Source organism: Nocardioides sp. GY 10113, assembly GCF_004919105.1.
Classification (GTDB): Bacteria; Actinomycetota; Actinomycetes; order Propionibacteriales; family Nocardioidaceae; genus Nocardioides.
On sequence record NZ_STGK01000002.1, the window covers coordinates 123,138 to 141,846 of the forward strand.

18 protein-coding genes are annotated in these 18,709 nt (G+C 73.8%); all 18 read right to left on the minus strand.

The window, feature by feature from the left end; all coding sequences use genetic code 11:
- Window positions 1-4: 4 nt before the first annotated feature.
- The 18 genes from E8D34_RS02850 to mraZ all read right to left on the minus strand — a co-directional run bounded on the left by E8D34_RS02850 (window position 5) and on the right by mraZ (window position 18,504).
- Window positions 5-295, minus strand: a complete 291-nt coding sequence (locus tag E8D34_RS02850; RefSeq protein WP_136593083.1) for a YggT family protein — start codon at window positions 293-295, stop codon at window positions 5-7.
- 67 nt (window positions 296-362) lie between these two features.
- Window positions 363-854 (minus strand): cell division protein SepF, encoded by a 492-nt coding sequence (gene sepF, locus E8D34_RS02855; protein ID WP_136593084.1) that lies wholly within the window; start codon window positions 852-854, stop codon window positions 363-365.
- 51 nt (window positions 855-905) lie between these two features.
- The gene (locus tag E8D34_RS02860) at window positions 906-1,619 is read right to left on the minus strand and encodes a YggS family pyridoxal phosphate-dependent enzyme (RefSeq protein WP_346763603.1); all 714 of its coding nucleotides are present in this window, start codon (window positions 1,617-1,619) and stop codon (window positions 906-908) included.
- The gene (locus E8D34_RS02865; RefSeq protein WP_136593085.1) at window positions 1,610-2,305 is read right to left on the minus strand and encodes a polyphenol oxidase family protein; all 696 of its coding nucleotides are present in this window, start codon (window positions 2,303-2,305) and stop codon (window positions 1,610-1,612) included. The genes E8D34_RS02860 and E8D34_RS02865 overlap by 10 nt, the downstream gene beginning before the upstream one ends.
- A 3-nt stretch (window positions 2,306-2,308) precedes the next feature.
- Window positions 2,309-3,529: a cell division protein FtsZ gene (ftsZ, locus tag E8D34_RS02870; RefSeq protein WP_136593086.1), complete on the minus strand. Its 1,221-nt coding sequence runs from the start codon at window positions 3,527-3,529 to the stop codon at window positions 2,309-2,311.
- A gap of 266 nt (window positions 3,530-3,795) precedes the next feature.
- Window positions 3,796-4,545 (minus strand): FtsQ-type POTRA domain-containing protein, encoded by a 750-nt coding sequence (locus E8D34_RS02875; RefSeq protein WP_136593087.1) that lies wholly within the window; start codon window positions 4,543-4,545, stop codon window positions 3,796-3,798.
- A complete protein-coding gene (gene murC / locus E8D34_RS02880; RefSeq protein ID WP_136593088.1) occupies window positions 4,538-5,983 on the minus strand; it encodes a UDP-N-acetylmuramate--L-alanine ligase in 1,446 nt (481 codons plus the stop codon). The genes E8D34_RS02875 and murC overlap by 8 nt, the downstream gene beginning before the upstream one ends.
- Complete coding sequence (murG, locus tag E8D34_RS02885; protein ID WP_136593089.1) at window positions 5,980-7,077, minus strand: undecaprenyldiphospho-muramoylpentapeptide beta-N-acetylglucosaminyltransferase; 1,098 nt, start codon at window positions 7,075-7,077, stop codon at window positions 5,980-5,982. Before murG ends, murC begins: the two co-directional genes overlap by 4 nt.
- Before the next feature lie 106 nt (window positions 7,078-7,183).
- Window positions 7,184-8,554, minus strand: coding sequence for a putative lipid II flippase FtsW (gene ftsW, locus E8D34_RS02890; RefSeq protein WP_276606570.1), 1,371 nt, complete (start codon window positions 8,552-8,554; stop codon window positions 7,184-7,186).
- Complete coding sequence (gene murD, locus E8D34_RS02895) at window positions 8,493-10,025, minus strand: UDP-N-acetylmuramoyl-L-alanine--D-glutamate ligase (protein WP_136593090.1); 1,533 nt, start codon at window positions 10,023-10,025, stop codon at window positions 8,493-8,495. The genes ftsW and murD overlap by 62 nt, the downstream gene beginning before the upstream one ends.
- Window positions 10,007-11,077, minus strand: a complete 1,071-nt coding sequence (gene mraY / locus E8D34_RS02900) for a phospho-N-acetylmuramoyl-pentapeptide-transferase (RefSeq protein WP_136593091.1) — start codon at window positions 11,075-11,077, stop codon at window positions 10,007-10,009. Before mraY ends, murD begins: the two co-directional genes overlap by 19 nt.
- The gene (murF, locus tag E8D34_RS02905) at window positions 11,074-12,540 is read right to left on the minus strand and encodes a UDP-N-acetylmuramoyl-tripeptide--D-alanyl-D-alanine ligase (protein ID WP_240771059.1); all 1,467 of its coding nucleotides are present in this window, start codon (window positions 12,538-12,540) and stop codon (window positions 11,074-11,076) included. The genes mraY and murF overlap by 4 nt, the downstream gene beginning before the upstream one ends.
- Window positions 12,541-12,545: 5 nt before the next feature.
- Window positions 12,546-14,060, minus strand: coding sequence for a UDP-N-acetylmuramoyl-L-alanyl-D-glutamate--2,6-diaminopimelate ligase (locus tag E8D34_RS02910; RefSeq protein ID WP_240771092.1), 1,515 nt, complete (start codon window positions 14,058-14,060; stop codon window positions 12,546-12,548).
- Between the two features lie 92 nt (window positions 14,061-14,152).
- The gene (locus E8D34_RS02915; protein WP_240771060.1) at window positions 14,153-15,949 is read right to left on the minus strand and encodes a penicillin-binding protein 2; all 1,797 of its coding nucleotides are present in this window, start codon (window positions 15,947-15,949) and stop codon (window positions 14,153-14,155) included.
- Window positions 15,950-15,971: 22 nt separating this feature from the next.
- Window positions 15,972-16,547, minus strand: a complete 576-nt coding sequence (locus E8D34_RS02920; RefSeq protein WP_136593094.1) for a hypothetical protein — start codon at window positions 16,545-16,547, stop codon at window positions 15,972-15,974.
- The gene (rsmH, locus tag E8D34_RS02925; RefSeq protein ID WP_136593095.1) at window positions 16,547-17,542 is read right to left on the minus strand and encodes a 16S rRNA (cytosine(1402)-N(4))-methyltransferase RsmH; all 996 of its coding nucleotides are present in this window, start codon (window positions 17,540-17,542) and stop codon (window positions 16,547-16,549) included. The genes E8D34_RS02920 and rsmH overlap by 1 nt, the downstream gene beginning before the upstream one ends.
- Before the next feature lie 7 nt (window positions 17,543-17,549).
- Window positions 17,550-17,741, minus strand: coding sequence for a hypothetical protein (locus tag E8D34_RS02930; protein WP_136593096.1), 192 nt, complete (start codon window positions 17,739-17,741; stop codon window positions 17,550-17,552).
- A 337-nt stretch (window positions 17,742-18,078) separates the two neighbouring features.
- On the minus strand, window positions 18,079-18,504 hold the full coding sequence (gene mraZ / locus E8D34_RS02935; protein ID WP_136593097.1) for a division/cell wall cluster transcriptional repressor MraZ: 426 nt from the start codon (window positions 18,502-18,504) through the stop codon (window positions 18,079-18,081).
- Window positions 18,505-18,709 lie beyond the last annotated feature (205 nt).

Genomic DNA, 18,709 nt, shown 5'->3' on the forward strand with positions numbered 1-18,709 from the left:
GGGCTCAGAGCAGGTAGGAGCGGTTCACCCAGAGCAGCACGTAGGCCAGGATCATCACCAGGATGAAGCTGAGGTCCAGCGCCACGCTGCCGATCCGGATGGGGCGGATCACCTTGCGCAGCGCCCGGATCGGCGGATCCGTGACGGTGTAGGTGATCTCGAGCAGCACCAGGATCACTCCCGAGGGCTCCCAGGAGCGGGCGAACACCTGCACCCAGTCGGCGATGAACCGGACCCAGAGCAGTGCGATGAAGGTGAAGAGGAAAGCCTCGATGATCCAGCCGACAGTCGTCACGCGGCCAACCTAGCGTCGGCCTTCGCGCCGCCGCGCACCGACCTCGCCACTGCTCGCCGCCCCGGGGTCAGCTCTGGTTGAAGAAGCCGCCGTCGGCGATCCGCTGCTTGTCCTCGGCGGCGACGGTCACGTTCTGGGGCGAGAGCAGGAAGACCTTGTTGGTCACCCGCTCGATGCTGCCGCGGGTCGCGAAGATCAGCCCGGCCGCGAAGTCGACGAGCCGCTTGGCGTCGGCGTCGTCCATCTCCGAGAGGTTCATGATCACCGGAGTGCCGTCGCGGTACTGCTCGCCCACCGTGCGCGCCTCGTTGTAGGTGCGGGGGTGCAACGTGGTGATCCGGGACAGCTCGGCCACCGTGGACGTGGCGGCCGTCGGCGCGGGGGCCGGGGCCACCGCGCGGCGGCGCTCGCTGATGTCGGCGACGGAGGCCTCGCGGACCGGCCGGGCCGCGCGCTGACGCACCGGCTCGTGCACGACGGTCTCGTCGTCGTACTCGTCGTAGCTGGTGTCCTCGAGCAGGCCGAGGTACTCACCGATCCTGCGCATCGCACCGCTCATGGGACTTGCCTCCGGTTCTGGGCCCTGGGGCCGCTGATCGTGATCTGGACACTACTGGACTGAGGGCCTCGAACCGAGGACCGCGGTGCCGACGCGCACGTGTGTCGCGCCGGCCGCCACGGCCTGCTCGAGGTCGCCGCTCATCCCCGCGGAGAGGACGGTGGCATCGGGGTGGTGGGCGAGGAACGCGGAACGGATCCCGGCGAGCCGCGCGAACGCCGCCGCGGGCTCCTCCCCCAGCGGCGCGACGGCCATCAGGCCCCGCAGCCGCAGGTGCTCGGCATCGGCCACGCGGTCGGCCAACGCGTCGAGATCCGCCGGGTCGGCGCCCGCGCGCTGCTCCCGGCCCGGCGGGTCGAGGCTGACCTGGAGCAGTACGTCGAGCGGTCGGCCCCGCTCGGCGGCGCCGCGGTCGAGCGGGCCGACCAGCTTGGCCCGGTCGACCGACTCGACCTCGTCGGCCCAGCGCGCCACGGCGCCGGCCTTGTTGCTCTGCAGGCCGCCGATGAAGTGCCAGCGCAGGCCGGACGCGCCGGCGGCGTCGCACTCCTCGCGCTTGGCGGCGGCCTCCTGGTGCCGGTTCTCCCCCACCTCGGTCACACCGAGGCGGGCCAGCGCCTGGACGTCGGAGGCCGGGAAGTACTTGGTGACCACGACCAGCGCCACGTCGGCGGGGTCCCGCCCCGCCGCACGGGCCGCGGCGTCGATCCGCTCGTGGACGCCGGCCAGGTTCGCGCGCAGCTGCGCCTCGCGGGTCACGTCCACCACACCAGCCCCGCCATCCGACCGGCACGCTCCCCGTCGCGCCGGTGGGAGTGGAACCGCTGCTCCTCCAGGGTGCAGCCGGGCACGACGGTCGCCGGCACCCCGGCGTCCGCGAGCTGGGCGGCGACCCCGGCACCGAGGTCGAGCGCCGGCGTCCCCCACCGGGTGACGGCGTGGGCGGCGGGCACGGCGGCGGCCACCTCGGCGCGCATCGCCTCGGGGACCTCGTAGCAGCCGCCGCACACGTGCGGACCGACCCAGGCCCTGATGTCGGTCGCGCCACGCTCGCGCATCCGGGCGACCGCGGCCGGGACGACGCCGCGGGCGGTGCCGAGACGGCCGGCGTGCACCGCGGCAACGACGCCCGTGGCCGGGTCGGCCAGGAGCACCGGCACGCAGTCGGCGACACGGACCATCAGGCCGGTGCCCCGCTCGCCGGTGACCACGGCATCCGCGGTCGGCGGCTCGTCGGCGGCGCCGGACGCCGGTCCGTCGACGTCGCACACGTCGACGCCGTGCACCTGGCGCATCCGGGCGAACCGGACGCCGGTCTCGGCCTCGAGGAGCGCGAGCGCCGCGTCATAGCCGGGCGCCCCCTCCGCGAGATCGACGGAGGCGTCCGTGAACGCGACCTCGACCCGAGGGGCACCCGGGCCGAGGTCGCACTGGTCACGAAAGGCGAACACGCGTCACTTCAGGAAGTCCGGGACGTCCAGGTCGTCGTCGTCGAACTGCATCGGCTGGGGCGTCGGGCGGATGCCGACCGGCTGGGGCGCCGGCGCCGCGGGCTGGGCCGGCGGGGCGGGCGGCGCCGCCGGGGCCGGGGCGGACTGCTCGGGGGCGCGGCGCGGCGCCTCCTCGCGACGGGAGGCCACCGCACCGGCGGCGGCGCGGGTCTCCTCCGGTGCCGCGGCCGGACGGGACTCGCGACGCAGCCCGGAACCCTCCTCACGACGCTTCGGCGTACCGCCGTCGAAGCCGGCGGCGATGACGGTCACGCGGACCTCGTCGCCGAGGGCGTCGTCGATGATCGTGCCGAAGATGATGTTGGCCTCGGCGTGCACGGCGTCGGCCACCATCGCGGCCGCCTCGTTGATCTCGAAGATGCCGAGGTCCGAGCCGCCCGCGATGGAGAGCAGCACGCCGTGGGCGCCGTCGATCGAGGCCTCCAGCAGCGGGCTGCTGACGGCCATCTCGGCGGCCGCGACCGCGCGGTCCTCGCCGCGCGCGGAGCCGATGCCCATCAGCGCCGAGCCGGCGTTGCTCATCACGGCCTTGACGTCGGCGAAGTCGACGTTGATCAGACCGGGCGTGGTGATCAGGTCGGTGATGCCCGAGACACCCTGCAGGAGCACCTGGTCGGCCTGGCGGAAGGCGTCCATCACCGAGACGTTGCGGTCGGAGATCTGCAGCAGCCGGTCGTTCGGGATCACGATGAGGGTGTCGACCTCCTCGCGGAGCCGCTCGATGCCCTCGTCGGCCGACTTCTTCCGGCGCGCGCCCTCGAACTGGAAGGGCCGGGTGACGACACCGATGGTCAGCGCGCCCAGCGAACGGGCGATCCGGGCCACGACCGGCGCGCCGCCGGTGCCCGTGCCGCCGCCCTCGCCGGCCGTCACGAAGACCATGTCGGCGCCCTTGAGCACCTCCTCGATCTCCTCGGCGTGGTCCTCGGCGGCCTTGGCGCCCACGTCGGGGTTGGCGCCGGCACCGAGGCCGCGGGTCAGCTCGCGGCCGATGTCGAGCTTCACGTCGGCGTCGCTCATCAGCAGCGCCTGGGCGTCGGTGTTGATGGCGATGAACTCGACGCCCTTGAGGCCGACCTCGATCATCCGGTTGACGGCGTTGACCCCGCCGCCACCGATGCCCACCACCTTGATGATGGCCAGGTAGTTCTGTGCAGCTGCCACGGCGGCTCCACCTCTCGTGTCTTGCGGGTGCGTGTGGGGTTCGGGCTTGAAATCTGTGGTGCGGCACCCGGGGTGCCGCTGAACGGGAGCGAGGAGCTCAACCCTGACCCTCAACCTGAGGGTTATAGTTATGTCAACCTCGTCCTGATGAAGACAGTAGGCAGACGCCGGGGCCAATCGGCGCCGACACGCCGCGCCACACCCGCAAGGTAAAAATCGCGCGGGTCGGCAGACCTGCCTGCCGACCCGTGCCCTCCTCGGCGGCGCTACCTGACCGTGGGCAGTCCGGGGACGGAGACGTCGTACACCTTGGCCTTCGTCGCCAGCAGGGCGAGCAGCACCTCGGCCTTCTTGCCCGACTGCTCCGCGCTCCCCCACCGGACCTGGCGGCCGTCGCGCAGCTCGAGCTCGATCTGGTCGACCGAGTCCACCTCGACGTGGTCCACCAGACGGGAGATCATCGTGTCGAGGGCCGCCACCACGGCGGCGCCCTCGGCCATCGCGTTGTCGTCGGCGCCGGCGCGGAGCACGATCAGCGGCAGGTCGTCGGGCAGTGCCCGGACGACGCCGAAGATGTGGCCGCCGGCGTCCACCATGCGCAGCCCGACGCCCGCGTCGACCACCGCGACGGGGGTCCTCTCCACCACGTCGATGCGCACGTCGTGCGGCCAGGCCCGGGTCACGTCGACCGACTCCACCGTGGCCAGGGAGCCCACCCGCGTGGCGATCGCATCCAGGTCCACCCGTGCCAGCGGCCCGCCGACCGGCACCTCGGCAGCCGTGAGCACCTCGCGCTCGGTCAGCTGGCCGGTGCCGTTGACCTGGACGCCCTCGGTGCGCAGCCACGGCGAGAAGTACGTCGCGTAGACGCCGAATCCGATCAGGCCGACCACGAGCAGGCCGACGACCACGTACCGCCAGGTCAGCCAGCGCCGGGCCCACTGCCGGCGCTGGAACCGGCGCCGGGCGCGATCCTGCGGCGTGCCCTCGCGGCGCGCGGTGGCGGTCCTAGGCATCGGCGTACCGCTCCCGGAGCGCGTCGACGAGGATCGGGGCGAGCTGCGTCACGTCCCCGGCGCCGAGCGTCAGCACCACGTCGCCCGGGCGGGCTCGAGCGAGGAGCTCGGGCACCGCGTCGGCCCGGTCGGGCACGAAGGCGACCCGATCCGCCGGCAGCGGCACCGCCGCTGCGACCAGCGCACCGGTGACCGCGGGGTCGGGGTCCTCGCGGGCCACGTAGACGTCGAGGACCACGACCTCGTCGGCCGCCCCCAGCTCCTCGCCCATCCCGGCGCCGAACAGCCGGGTCCGCGAGACCAGGTGCGGCTGGAAGCACGCGACGACGCGACCGCCGTCGCCGGCCAGGGCGCGGGCGGCCTCCAGGTCACCGCGGATCTCGCTGGGGTGGTGGGCGTAGCTGTCGTAGACCCGGATCTCCCCGGTGCCAGGGCCGGTCTCCACGGCGCCCTTGAGCTCCATCCGGCGTCCGGTGCCGACGAAGGTGCCGAGGCCGGCCGCGAGGTCGGCGAAGGGCAGGCCGATCTCGAGCCCCATGGCGAGCGCGGCCAGCGCGTCGACCACGTAGTGGCGTCCCGGGATCCGCAGCGCGACCTCGCCCAGCGCGGTGCCGTCGCGCTCCACGCGGAACGTGGTGCCGCCGCCGACCACACGGAGGTCGACCGCGCGCAGGTCCGCGGGGGCGTCCACCGCGACGGTGACCACCCGGCGGCCGGCCGAGCGCTGCCGGTCGGCCAGCGCCGCACCACCGGCGTCGTCGACGGCGCAGATCAGGAAGCCCTCGGGGTCGATGCCGTCGGCGAACTCCTCGAACGCCGCGGCGTAGGCCTCCGGCGTGCCCCAGACGTCGAGGTGGTCGGCGTCGACGTTGAGCACGATCGCGGCGTGCGTGTCGTAGACCAGGAAGGCGCCGTCGCTCTCGTCGGCCTCGGCGACGAAGTAGCCACCGGCCCCCAGGTCCGCGTTGCGTCCGGTGGCGTTGAGCACCCCGCCCACGGCGTACGACGGGTCGGCGCCGGCGTGGATCAGCGCCACCGACAGCAGCGACGTGGTGGTGGTCTTCCCGTGCGTGCCCGCCACCGCGAGCACCCGCTGCCCGTGCATCACCGAGGCCAGCCCGGCCGAGCGCGGCAGCAGCCGCAGCCCACGGGACCGGGCCTCGAGCACCTCGGGGTTGTCCTCCCGGGCCGCGGTGGTCACCACCAGCGTGTCGGCGTCGCCGACGTGCTCCGCGGCGTAGCCGAGGGTGATCGGCACGTCGAGCTCGCGCAGCGACCCGAGGAAGGCGGTGTCGTTGTCGTCGCTGCCGGTCACCGGGATGCCGCGGCGCGCCATGATCCGGGCGATGCCCGACAGGCCGGCACCGCCGATGCCGACGAAGTGGACCCGCCCGAGCTCCTCGGCCGGATCGATGCTGTCGGGGACCGGGAGCCTCATCGCGGACCGCCCGCGGCGACCTCGCGGATGATCGCGGCGAACCGCTCGTCGGCGTCGCGCGGCACCAGGCGTGCCGCCGCCTCCCCCATCCGGGCCAGCCGGGCCGGGTCGCCGAGCAGGCCGGGGACGGCGTCGGCGACGTAGTCGGCGGTGAACGCCGCGTCCTCGACCAGCAGCGCGCCGCCGGCGTCGACGACGGGACGGGCGTTGCGGGCCTGCTCGCCGTTGCCGATCGGCAACGGCACGAAGATCGCCGGCACGCCGGAGGCGGCCGCCTCGACCACGCTGTTCGCACCGGCGCGGCAGACCATCAGGTCCGCCGCGGCCAGGGCGTAGTCCATCCGGTCCACGTAGGGCACCACGACGTAGGGCAGACCGGTCTCGACCGGGTCCTGCCAGGTCGGGTCGTCCGTGCCCTTCGGGCCGGCCACGTGGAGCACCTGGACGCCGGCGCCGCCGAGCGCGGCGGCGGACCGGGTGATCGCCTGGTTCAGGCGGCGCGCCCCCTGGGAGCCACCGGTCACCACCAGGGTCGGCAGCTCCGGGTCGAGCCCGAAGAAGGCGCGGGCCTCGGCCCGCAGGGCCGGACGGTCGAGGGTGGCCACCATCCGCCGCAGCGGCAGGCCGACGTACTCGGCCTTCGGCAGCGGGGTGTCGGGGAAGCTGACGCCGACGCGGGTGGCCAACCGGGCACCGAGCTTGTTGGCGATCCCGGGCAGGGCGTTCTGCTCGTGCACGACCAACGGCACCTTGCGCCGCCGCGCAGCGGCGTAGGCCGGCACGGAGACGTAGCCGCCGTAGCCGACGATCACGTCGGGCCGTACCCGGTCCACGACCTCGAGCGCCGCGTTGACGGCACCGCGCAGGCGCGCCGGCACCATCGCCAGGTCCTTGCCGGGCTTGCGCGGCAGGGGTACCGGCGGCACCAGCTCCAACGGGTAGCCCGCCTCGGGCACCACCCGGTTCTCCAGGCCGCGCGGCGTGCCCAGGCAGGTGATCTCCACGCTCGCGTCGAGCCGGCGCAGCGCGTCGGCCGTCGCCAGCAGCGGTGAGGTGTGTCCGGCCGTCCCGCCGCCCGCCAGCAACACCTTCATCGAGACACCAACATCTGGGCGGTTCCGCCTTCCTGCTCCTACCGGGTCCCCGCGCGCCGCTCGTCCTCGAGCGCCCGCACCGCGGGATGCATGTGCGGGGAAGACGCTACCGGCGGGCCGACAGCCCGGCCGAACGGGCGCGCCGTCGCTGCGCCAGCGCCCGGGCCGCGGCCGGCTCGCGCCGGGCGAAGCCGATCACCATGCCCAGCGCCGCCAGCGTCGGCACCAGGCTCGATCCGCCGTAGGAGACCAGCGGCAGCGGGATGCCGATCACCGGCAGCACGGCCAGCACCATGCCGACGTTGATGATCATCTGGCCGAGCAGCCAGATCACCACGCCGAAGCTGGCGTAGCGCACGAACGGCTCGGTGGTCTGCCGCGCGACCCGGATGATCGCGAAGGCGATGGTCAGGAACAGCGCGAGCACCAGCAGCGTGCCGACCAGTCCGAGCTCCTCGCCGAGGACCGCGAAGATGAAGTCGGTGTGCGCCTCGGGCAGCCGCCCCCACTTCTGCTGGCTGTGCCCGATGCCCTCGCCGAAGACGCCGCCGCTGGCCATCGCGTACAGCCCGTGCGCCGGCTGCCACCCGGTGCCGGCGTAGTCCTTGAACGGGTCGGCGAAGTTGGTGATCCGGGCCAGCCGCTCGGGGTCGGTCGCGGCCAGTGCCAGGGCGACCGTGCTCACCCCGAGCAGGGCCAGCAGGAAGAGCCGGGTCGGCGCTCCGACCACCCACAGCATCCCGATCATGATCGCGAAGAAGACCAGGGCCGTGCCGAGGTCGTGGCCGACCACGACCAGGGTGGTCGCGAGCATCATCCCCGGGACCACCGGGATCAGCACGTGGTGCAGGCTGTCGAGCCTGCGCTCCTTGTGCGCGTAGATGTGCGCGGCCCAGATGATCAGCGACAGCTTGGCGATCTCCGAGGGCTGGATCTGGATCGGCCCGACGGCCAGCCAGTTGGTGTTGCCGTTGACCTCGACGCCGACCATCGCGGTCGCGCCCAGCAGCAGCAGCGAGACCAGGTAGCCCGGGAAGGCCAGGCTGCGGATCAGCCGCAGCGGGACCCGGGAAGCGACCCACGCGGCCGGCAGGCCCAGGCCGACCCACATCAGCTGCCGCCGGACGACGGCGTAGGAGTCGCCCAGGTTCTGGTAGGAGTACACGCTCGACGCGCTGAGCACCATGATCAGGCCGATCGTCAGCAACAGCGCGACCGAGCCGACCAGCAGGTAGTAGGTGGTCAGCGGTCGGTCGACGGCCTCGCGGACGCCGGCGAGCCACCCCGGACGGTCGCCGCTGCCGGCCCGCGGACGGCGAAGGGCGCCCCAGCCCGACGGGAGCCGGCGCCGGGACTGCTCGGGCTGCGCGGTGGTGATGGCGACCCTCCTGGTCCCGGTTCGGCTCTGTCTGGTGCTAGTGGTCGGTGTCCTTCTGGTCGATGCTGGCCCGCACCGCCGCCGCGAAGGCGTCCCCACGGGCCGCGTAGCTGGCGAACTGGTCCATCGAGGCGCAGCCGGGAGCCAGCAGCACCGTGTCCCCGGGGCGGGCGAGGCCTGCGGCCGCCTCGACGACGCGGTCCATCAGGGCCCGGGGGTCCGTCGGATCAGCACCATCTACCCCGTCAGTGTCACCGCTGTCGACGACGATCACCGGCACATCGGGAGCGTGTCGCGAAAGCGCGTCGGCGATCACCTGGCGGTCGCGACCGATCAGCACGGCACCGCGGATCCGGCTCCCCCAGCGGGCGGCGAGCTCGTCGAAGGCCGCCCCCTTGGCCAGCCCGCCGGCGATCCAGACCACCGACTCGTACGCCGCCAGCGAGGACGCCGCTGCGTGCGGGTTGGTCGCCTTGGAGTCGTCGACCCAGGCGATCTCGCCGTGCTCGGCGACCAGCTCGATGCGGTGGCCGTCGGGCCGGAAGGCGCGGAGCCCGTCGCGGACCGCGCTGCGGCTGACCCCGTGGGCACGCGCCAGTGCCGCCGCCGCGAGCGCGTTGGCGACGAAGTGCGGGGCCGGCGAGGCGAGGTCGGCGATCGTGCACAGCTCGGCGGCCGAGGTCGCCCGCTCCTCCACGAAGGCGCGGTCCACCAGGATGTCGTCGACCACGCCGAGCATCCCGACGCTCGGGGTGCCCAGCGTGAAGCCGATGGCCCGGGCACCCTCGACCACGTCGGCCTCGCGGACCAGGTGCTCGGTGACCGGGTCGGCCACGTTGTAGACGCAGGCGCCGGAGACGTGCTCGTAGATCCGGCCCTTGTCCGCGGCGTAGCCGTCCATGCCGCCCAGGCCGGCCGCGTCGTCGTACCAGTCGAGGTGGTCCTCGGCGACGTTGAGGACCGCGGCGGACTCGGCCGCCATCGTGTCGACGTAGTGCAGCTGGAAGCTGGAGAGCTCGACGGCGATCACGTCGTACGGCTCGGGGTCCATCACGGCCTCGGTGAGCGCCAGCCCGACGTTGCCGGCGGCGACGCTGCGCAGCCCGGCGGCGCGCAGGATCGAGTCCAGCATCTGCACCGTGGTGGTCTTGCCGTTGGTGCCGGTGACGCACAGCCACGGCGCGGGGCTCTCCGGGTCGCGCAGCCGCCAGGCCAGCTCGACCTCGCCCCAGACCGGGACGCCGCGCTCACGGGCCTGCACGATCAGCGGCGCATCGGGCCGGAAGCCCGGGGAGACCACGAGGAGGTCGGTGCCCTCGGGCAGCCGCTCGGTGGCGCCGGCATGCAGCTCGATCCGGGCGCCGAGGGTCTCCAGGAGCTCGGCGCGCTCGAGGATCGCCGGGGAGGCGCCCTCGGCGAGCGCGGTCACCTGCGCACCGAGGAAGAGCAGGTTGTCGACGGCGGCGGCGCCGCTGGTGCCGAAGCCGGCGACGACGGCGCGCACCCCGTCCCAGGCGTCGTGGCGACCGAGCGTCGTCGGGTCCGGGGCGGTCACAGTCGGGAGACCCATTCCGCGTAGAAGATGCCGAGACCGGAGGCCACGCACAGCCCGGTGATGATCCAGAACCGGATCACCACGGTGACCTGCTCCCAGCCGAGCATCTCGAAGTGGTGGTGGATCGGCGCCATCCGGAAGATCCGGCGGCCCTTGGTCAGCTTGAAGAAGCCCACCTGCAGCATCACCGAGACGGTCTCCAGCACGAAGATGCCGCCCAGCAGGATCAGCAGCAGCTCGGTGCGGGTCAGGATCGCCAGGCCGGCCAGCGCCGCGCCCAGCGACAGCGAGCCGGTGTCGCCCATGAAGATCCGAGCCGGCGAGGCGTTCCACCACAGGAAGCCGAAGCAGGAGCCGGTGATCGCCGCGGCGACGATGGCGAGGTCGAGCGGATCTCGGACGTTGTAGCAGGTGAGGGTCGACTCGTCCTGGCAGAACTGGTTGTTCTGCCAGATGTTGACCAGCGCGTAGGCGCCGAAGACCATCACGCTCGCGCCGGCGGCCAGGCCGTCCAGGCCGTCGGTCAGGTTGACCGCGTTGCTGAAGCCGGTGACCAGCAGCCAGATCAGCAGCAGCGCGAGGGCCGTCGGCAGCGCCAGCCAGCCGATCTCCCGCAGGAACGAGACCTTCTCCGAGGCGGGCGTGCGCCCGTTCTCGTCCTCCAGCCACGGCGAGAGCGCGAGCGCTCCGAAGACCAGGGCGATCACGGTCTGGCCGATCATCTTGGCCTTGCTGCGCAGGCCCAGGTTCCGCTGCTTGTAGATCTTGATGAAGTCGTCGAGGAAGCCGACCACGCCCATCCCCACGAAGAGGAAGAGCAGCAGCAGCGCCGAGGCGCTGGGCGTGCTCAGGGTGATCAGCTTGGCCGCGAAGTACCCGACGACCGCGGCGAGGATGATCACCACGCCGCCCATGGTCGGCGTGCCGCGCTTCGTGTGGTGGCTGGTCGGGCCGTCCTCGCGGATCTCCTGGCCGTAGCCCCACCGGGTGAAGTACGAGATCGCGGTCCGGGTCCCGAGCAAGGAGATCAGCAGAGCGATGCCGCCCCCGAGCAGGATCGCTCTCACGTGGTCGACCCCTCCTGTCCGAGATTCTTTCCGAGGTCCGCCGGCGCCAGCAGGGCGGCGGCAATCCGTTCCAGTCGGGCGCCTCGCGACGCCTTGACGAGGACGACGTCCTCCGGCCCCGCATTCTGCCGCAACCACTCCAGGGCGGCGTCATGACCCACCGCCGTGGCCACCTCCGGGCCCCCGGTCGACCCGTCCGCGGACTCCTGGGCGGGCGCCTGCGCGGCCCCGTCGGCGATCCCGCGCGCGGCCTCGCCGACGACCAGGACCACGTCGACGCCCAGCGCGACGGCCGCCGCGCCGACCGCGCGGTGTCCCTCCTCGTGGGAGGCGCCGAGCTCCTTCATCTCGCCCAGCACCGCGACGGTACGGCGGCCGCTGCCCGCACCGATCGCGACCAGCGCCTCCAGCGCGGCCCGCATCGACTCGGGGTTGGCGTTGTAGGCGTCGTTGACCACCACCAGCCCGTCGGGCCGCTCGGTGACCTCCATCCGCCACCGGGAGGCGGGCGCGACGTCGCCGAGCGCGCGGGCGAAGGCGGCGAACGGCACTCCGGCGCCGACCGCGAGGGCGGCTGCGGCCGCGGCGTTGGCGACCTGGTGCGCACCGGGCTGGCGGAGCGTCACGGCCTGCTCGAGGCGAGCGGTGCCCTCCGCTCCCTCGGCCCCCTGGTCCAGGACCAGGGTGAACGACGGGCGGCCGAGTGCGTCCAGGGTGAGGTCGCGCCAGCTGAGGGCGCCGCGCTCGCCGAACGTGAGCACGCGGGCGGCGGTGCGCTCGGCCATCGCCGCGGTCAGCGGGTCGTCGGCGTTGAGCACGGCCACGCCGCCCGCCGCCCCGTCCGGGAGCGCCTCGACGATCTCGCCCTTCGCGACCGCGATCGCCTCGCGGCTGCCGAACTCGCCGATGTGGGCGGTGCCGACGTTGATCACCGCGGCGACCCTCGGCGGAGCGATGCGGCACAGGTAGGCGATGTGCCCCACCCCGCGGGCGCCCATCTCGACCACGACGTACCGGGTCTCCCGGCGCGCCCGCAGCACGGTGAGCGGCACGCCGAGCTCGTTGTTGTTGTTGGCGGCCGTCGCCACCACGGCGTCGGCGCCGGCGACCGCGGCCAGCGCCCCCGCCAGGTAGTCCTTGGTGCCGGTCTTGCCCTGGGAGCCGGTGAGCGCGATCAGGGTGGCGTCGAGGCGGCCCAGCAGCTCGCGGGCCAGCAGCCCGAGCGCCGCCACCGGGTCCTCGACGACGACCGTGGGTGCGACGGTCGGCCGCGATCCGAGCACGGCGTGGGCGCCGGCGGCGTAGTCGTGCCCGTCCACCCGCTCCCCCGCGATCGCGACGAACAGGCCGCCGGGCACCGGGGTGCGGCTGTCGAGGTACGCCTCACCGGAGACCACCAGACCGGCGTCGGCCGGGTCGGCGACCGAGCCGCCGGCCACCTCCGCGATCTCGGCGAGCGTCATCGCGATCAACGGTCCGCCTCCCCCGTGCTGCTTCCCGGAGCGCCGGCGACCCGCTGCGCGAGCAGCGCGGCCACCACCTCCCGGTCGTCGAAGGGGTGCACCACTCCGGCGATCTCCTGTCCTGTCTCGTGACCCTTGCCGGCCACCACCACCACGTCGCCGGCCTCGGCCCGCTCGATGGCGACCTCGATCGCCCGCTGGCGCCCGGCGACCTCGAGCACCTCGGCGCCGGAGGTCGCGGCGGCCGGCCGGGCGCCGGCCAGCATCGCCGCCCGGATCAGCGCCGGATCCTCGCTGCGGGGGTTGTCGTCGGTGACGATCACCAGGTCCGCGGTGGTCGCGGCGATCTCCCCCATCAGCGGGCGCTTGCCGGTGTCGCGGTCCCCGCCGGCGCCGATCACGATGCTGAGCCGGCCCGCGGTGACCGGGCGCAGCGTGCGCAGCACCGCGGCCACGGCGTCCGGCTTGTGGGCGTAGTCGACCACCACGGTGAAGCCGGGGTCCGGACCGTCCGCGGGCGCCGGCACCCGCTCCAGCCGCCCGGGTACGCCCGGGCCGGCCGCGATGCCGGCGGCGACCGCCGCGCCGTCGAACCCCGCCTCCTCGGCGGCCGCGATCGCGGCCAGGGCGTTCGCCACGTTGAAGTCCCCGGCCAGCGGGACGCCCGCGGGCAGGCGGCGCCCGTCCGGGGTGAGCACGGCGAAGGTGGAGCCGTCGGGTCCGGTCTCGATGTCCACCGCACGCCAGTCGGCCTCGCTGCCACGCGCCGAGAGGGTGCGGATCGGGATCCCCCCGCCCGCCCCGTGCGCCTGCGCCTCGGCCACCAGTCGGCGGCCGTGCTCGTCGTCGACGTCGACCAGCCCGAGCCGGGCCCGCTCGGGCGTGAACAGCGACGCCTTGGCCCGGTAGTAGTCCTCGACGTCGCTGTGGAAGTCCAGGTGGTCACGCCCGAGGTTGAGGAAGACGGCGACGTCGAAGACCACGCCGTCCACCCGGCCGAGCACCAGGGCATGGCTGGAGACCTCCATCGCGCACGCCGTCACGTCCTGCTCGCGCATCGCGGCGAACAGCCCGTGCAGGTCGGGCGCCTCGGGCGTTGTCAGGGCCGTCTTCACGTCGCGGCCGGCGATCCGCGTGCCGACCGTGCCGATCACCGCCGAGCGGACCCCGGCCCCGGCCAGGCCGGCGTCCAGGAGCCGGGTGACGGTGGTCTTGCCCTGCGTGCCGGTGACGCCGATCGTGCGCAGCGCGGCGGCGGGCCGACCGTAGACGCCTGCCGCGACCGCGCCCAGCACCCGTCGCGGCTCGGCCACCACGACCACCGGCAGCCCGGCGTCGCGAGCGGCGGGCAGTCCGTCGGGGTCGGTCAGCACCGCGACCGCACCGGCCGCCGCGGCCTGCGGCACGAAGCGCGCGCCGTGCACGGTCGCGCCGGGCAGCGCGGCGTACAGATCGCCGGGGAGCACCCGGCGCGAGTCCAGGCAGACCCCGGTGACGGCGACGTCAGCCGTCCCGGTCAGCTCGCCGCCCGCCCAGGCGACGACGTCTGCCAGCGGGACGGGGACCACGGCCCCCGGGCGGTTCGGGGGGCGGTCGGCATCGGCTGCGGGGGTCACCACTCGACGGGGATCCGGTTGGGCTGCTTGCCGGTCGGGGGGACCCCGTACCGGCGCAGGGCGTAGCTCATCAGCTGGGAGAAGGCCGGGCCGGCGACCGAGCCGCCGCCGCTGCCGGCGCGCGGATCGTGCACCACCACGTAGACAGTGAAGCGCGGATCGTCGGCCGGCGCGAAACCGGCGAACGAGACCGTGGTGGAGCCGTCGTAGCAGGCGCACTCCGACCCGACCCGCTGCGCGGTGCCGGTCTTGCCGGCCACCCGGTAGCCGGGCACCTGCGCCCCCGGCGCGACGCCGGCGTCGGGATCCACGACGCGCTCCATCATCAGCATCGTGCCGTGTGCGGCGCGCTCGCTGACCACCCGCCGCTCGGTGACGTCGGCGGTGCCGATGGACGTGCCGTTGTCGAGGGTGGCCGAGCCCATCACCAGGCTCGGGTCGATCCGGACCCCGCCGTTGGCGATGGTGTTGATCGCCGCGGCCATCTGGATCGCGTTCACCGACAGGGACTGGCCGAAGGCGATCCGGTCGCCGACCTGCGACGTCCACGCCGCCCCCTTCGGCAGGATGCCGCGGGTCTCGCCGCCGAGGCCCACGCCGGTGCGCTTGCCCAGCCCGAACGCGGACAGGTACTTCCGCAGCTGACCGGGCTTGAACTCGTCGGCGGCGAGCACGGTGCCGACGTTGGAGGACTTGGCGAGCACGCCGGCCAGCGTGAGCCGCAACGTGTCGTGGTCCCAGTAGTCGCCGATGGGGCGATCCTGGCGGTAGAGCTTGCCCGGCACCTTCAGCCGGGTCCGGGGCGTGGCCAACCCGGCGTCGATCAGGGAGCTGAGGGTGAGCACCTTCTCGACCGAGCCGGGCTCGTAGACGTCGGTGAGGGCGCTGGACTTGTACAGGTCCGGGGAGTACTCCTCCGGGTCCGCCGCGTCGTAGGTCGGGTAGTCGGCCAGTGCGAGCACCTGCCCGGTCCGGCTGTCCATCACCACCGCGATCCCCGACTCGCCGGCGGCACCCTCCACCGTCTGCTGCAGGACCCGCTGGGCGTACCACTGCAGGTCCCGGTCGAGCGTGGTGCGCAGGTCGTTGCCGTTGACCGCCGGCGTCACCGTGTGGTCGCCCAGCGGGATCTGGCTGCCCGCGCCCATCTCGTAGCGGGCCGCTCCGTCGGTGCCCGAGAGGAAGTCGTTGAACCGGCTCTCCAACCCGGCCAGCGGCTGTGCGGAGCCGTCGGACTTCGGCGTGCCCAGGAAGCCGACGAGGTTGGCCGCCACGTCGCCGTTGGGGTAGATCCGCAGCGGGTCGTTCTGCGTGAACAGGCCGCGGAAGCCCTCGTCCTCGGCGTCGGCGACCACGTCCTTCGCCTTGCTCGTGGGCACCTGGCGCGCGATGTACTGGAACCGGCTGCCCTCGGCACGCAGCGCCTCGAGCGTGTCGGCGTAGTCGAGATCCAGCCGGTGGGCCAGGAACCGGGCCAGCGCCGGCGCCTCGTCGGCGGTCAGCGCCGGGTCCGCGACGATCATGGTGCCGTCCACGGACTCCGCGAGGGGATCGCCGTTGCGGTCGGTGATCTCGCCCCGGGCGGCCGGGAGCGTGACGTCGACGGTGCCCTCGGCCGCGGCGCGCAGCGCCAGCGAGTCGGGGTCCACGCCCTGCAGCTGGATCAGCCGGGCCGCGAACATCGACAGCACGAAGGCGATGATCAGGAAGCCGAACCCCATCCGACGTTGCGGGGAGGCTCGACGTGCTCCGGCACCGCCACGGGGGCCGGCACCGACGGGGGTACGACTCACTGCTCCAACCTAGGCGGGAGGGTCATCCCCGCGTCCGCGGCGCGCCGGCCCGGCGGGCGTTGCCGGTGTCGGCTCGGCCACGACCGGTCGACGTCGCCGCCGAGGTGCTGCGCGACGTGCTCGTGACGGTCGGCGGGTCGAGCAGGCTCGGCCGCTTGGCCGGCGGCGGCGTCAGCGGCAGCGGAGCGCCGTCGGCCGGCACCGCCGCGCCGCTCACCCTGCCGGTGCCCAGGTCGAGGATCCCCGCCGAGGTGGGGATCACCATGCCCTGCCGCTGTGCGGCGCTAGCGATCCGGGCCGGGGAGCGCAGCGCCTGGAGGTCGAGCTCGAGCGCCTCCTGCCGGGCACCGAGGTCGCTGGCCTGCCGCTGGAGCGCGGTGGCCTGGAAGGAGGCCTGCTGCATCGAGGTGTTGAACATCAGCAGTCCGACGACCCCGCCGAGCAGGATCACGCTGACCAGCGTCACGAACGGCACCCGGGGTGCGCGGGTGCGGACGCGGGGGACGACGCTGAGCCGTGCCCGCTGGACGGCCGCCTGCGCCGCGCGCGGGGTCACCCGCGGGAGCCGGCTGCGGACCTGGGCTGCCGTGCTGCTCATCAGGCGACTCCTCGCGGGTGGGGACGGGACGGGGTGGAGGACGGGCCTCCGGGGCGGACGCGCTCGATGGCCCGTAGCCGGACCGAGGCGGCTCGCGGGTTGTCGGCCCGCTCCTCCTCCGGCGCCTGCTCCGAGCCGCGGGTGACCAGGCGCAGCGCCGGCTCCTGCCCCTCGGGCACGAACGGCAGATCGACGGGGACGTCGGAGCGGGTCGCGGCGGCGAACGCGCGCTTGACCATCCGGTCCTCCAGCGAGTGGTAGGACTCCACGACCACGCGGCCGCCGACCTCGATGGCGTCCACGGCTGCCGGCAGGGCGCGCTCGAGGACCCGCAGCTCGTCGTTGACCTCCATCCGCAGCGCCTGGAACGTGCGCTTCGCGGGGTGTCCCCCGGTCCGCCGCGCCGGAGCCGGGATCACGTCGTACAGCAGGGCCACCAGCCGCGCCGAGGTGGTGAACGGCTCGCGCTGGCGCTCGGCGACGATCCGGTCGGCGATCCGCCGGGCGAACCTCTCCTCGCCGTAGTCGCGCAGGATCCGGGTGATGTCGGCGGCGCCGTAGGTGTTGAGGACGTCCGCGGCGGTCTGACCGGTGGTGGAGTCCATCCGCATGTCCAGCGGCGCGTCCACCGCGTAGGCGAACCCGCGCTCGGCCAGGTCCAGCTGCATCGAGGAGACCCCGAGGTCGAAGAGGAAGCCGGAGACCGCCGGCAGCCCGAGCCCGTCGAGCACGTCCGGGATCTCGTCGTAGACCGCGTGCACGCCGCGGAACCTGTCACCGTACGGCGCCAGCCGCTCGCTGGCGCGGCGCAGGGCCTCGGGGTCGCGGTCGATGCCGACCACCCGGGCCCGGGGGCAGCGCTCGAGCACGGCCTCGCTGTGGCCGCCGAGACCCAGGGTGCAGTCGACCAGCACGGCACCGTCGTGGTCGAGCGCGGGCGTGAGCAGCTCGACGACGCGGTCCAGCATGACCGGAACGTGGCGGGGCGTGGTCATCGAGGCCTCAGCGCCAGGTTCCCGAGCCGACCAGCAGCACCAGCGCCAGGCCCAGGGACACGGCGGCGGAGAAGCCCATCACGGTGAGCGCGTCGCGTGCCCGCTCCCGGACCCGCGGCTCGCGGCCGTGCGGGCGCAGGGCGGCGGGGACCGCGCTGCCCCCGTGGACCCGGTGCGTACCGACCCGCATGACGCTCATGACTCGACCCTCGACCTCGTGTGCCCGCTCCGCGGGGGGATGACTGCTCTGACTCGTGCTGGACGTGGTGTGCGAAGGGATCCGTAGAGCCAGGTCTCAGCCCGCTCCATGTCGGTGGCCATCTGATGCCGGGGAAGGTGCCCAGATGACGTCGCGAGTGCTCTGGCGCCGGGGAAGGTGCTCCAGAGCTCTCTCGGGCTGCCTGGCGCCGGGGAAGGTGCCCCAGGTGGCCCGTGGTCCCCCCGGGAGCGGGCGGAGACCTGGCTCTACGGATCCACTGTTCTGTTCTGGAGCGGCGCCTGGCCGCGGTGCTGCTCGTCGCTGTTGCTCGTCGCTGCTACTCGTCGTCGTCCTCGTCGAGGTCGGCGAAGTCCGCCAGGGCGGCGGCCTGGAACTCCCGCCACTTCTCGGGGTTCCAGATCTCGAGCCGGTCCCGGACACCGATCACGACGACGTCGCGATCGAGTGCGGCGTACTCGCGCAGGTGGGTCGGGATGCCGATCCGGCCCTGCTTGTCCGGCTTCCCCTCGTCGCCACCGGCGAAGAGGATCCGGGCGTAGCTGCGGGCCGCACGGCTGGTCATCGGCCGGGCCGCGGCGCGGTCGGCCTCCTCGGCGAAGACGTCGGAGGGCCAGACAACGAGGCAGTTCTCCTGTCCCTGCGTCACCACGAGCCCCTCCGCGAGTCGATCCCTGAACTTGGCCGGAAGGAACAGGCGGCCCTTCTCATCGAGCTTCGGGGTGTAGGTGCCCATGAAGAGCATCGGGCCACCCCCTCGATTCCGCCCTCCTCCACTTTCCACCACTTTACGCCACTTTGCTCCACCGTCAACCACATCGACGTCGTGTCGGCGGGGGCCCGGGCCAATCCGGCGCGGTCTCGAGCGACCTGCACCACCGGCGCGGACCCCGGCCCGACGCGGGCGCCGGCGCGCCGGGAGCGGACGCCGCGACCACTCCCCCGGCCGC

Coding starts and splice junctions, on each gene's coding strand:
- sepF (WP_136593084.1), bottom strand. CDS start 854: ATGAGCGGTGCGATGCGCAGGATCGGTGAGTACCTCGGCCTGCTCGAG.
- E8D34_RS02875 (WP_136593087.1), bottom strand. CDS start 4,545: ATGCCTAGGACCGCCACCGCGCGCCGCGAGGGCACGCCGCAGGATCGC.
- murC (WP_136593088.1), bottom strand. CDS start 5,983: ATGAGGCTCCCGGTCCCCGACAGCATCGATCCGGCCGAGGAGCTCGGG.
- murG (WP_136593089.1), bottom strand. CDS start 7,077: ATGAAGGTGTTGCTGGCGGGCGGCGGGACGGCCGGACACACCTCACCG.
- murD (WP_136593090.1), bottom strand. CDS start 10,025: ATGGGTCTCCCGACTGTGACCGCCCCGGACCCGACGACGCTCGGTCGC.
- murF (WP_240771059.1), bottom strand. CDS start 12,540: ATGACGCTCGCCGAGATCGCGGAGGTGGCCGGCGGCTCGGTCGCCGAC.
- E8D34_RS02920 (WP_136593094.1), bottom strand. CDS start 16,547: ATGAGCAGCACGGCAGCCCAGGTCCGCAGCCGGCTCCCGCGGGTGACC.
- rsmH (WP_136593095.1), bottom strand. CDS start 17,542: ATGACCACGCCCCGCCACGTTCCGGTCATGCTGGACCGCGTCGTCGAG.
- E8D34_RS02930 (WP_136593096.1), bottom strand. CDS start 17,741: ATGAGCGTCATGCGGGTCGGTACGCACCGGGTCCACGGGGGCAGCGCG.
- mraZ (WP_136593097.1), bottom strand. CDS start 18,504: ATGCTCTTCATGGGCACCTACACCCCGAAGCTCGATGAGAAGGGCCGC.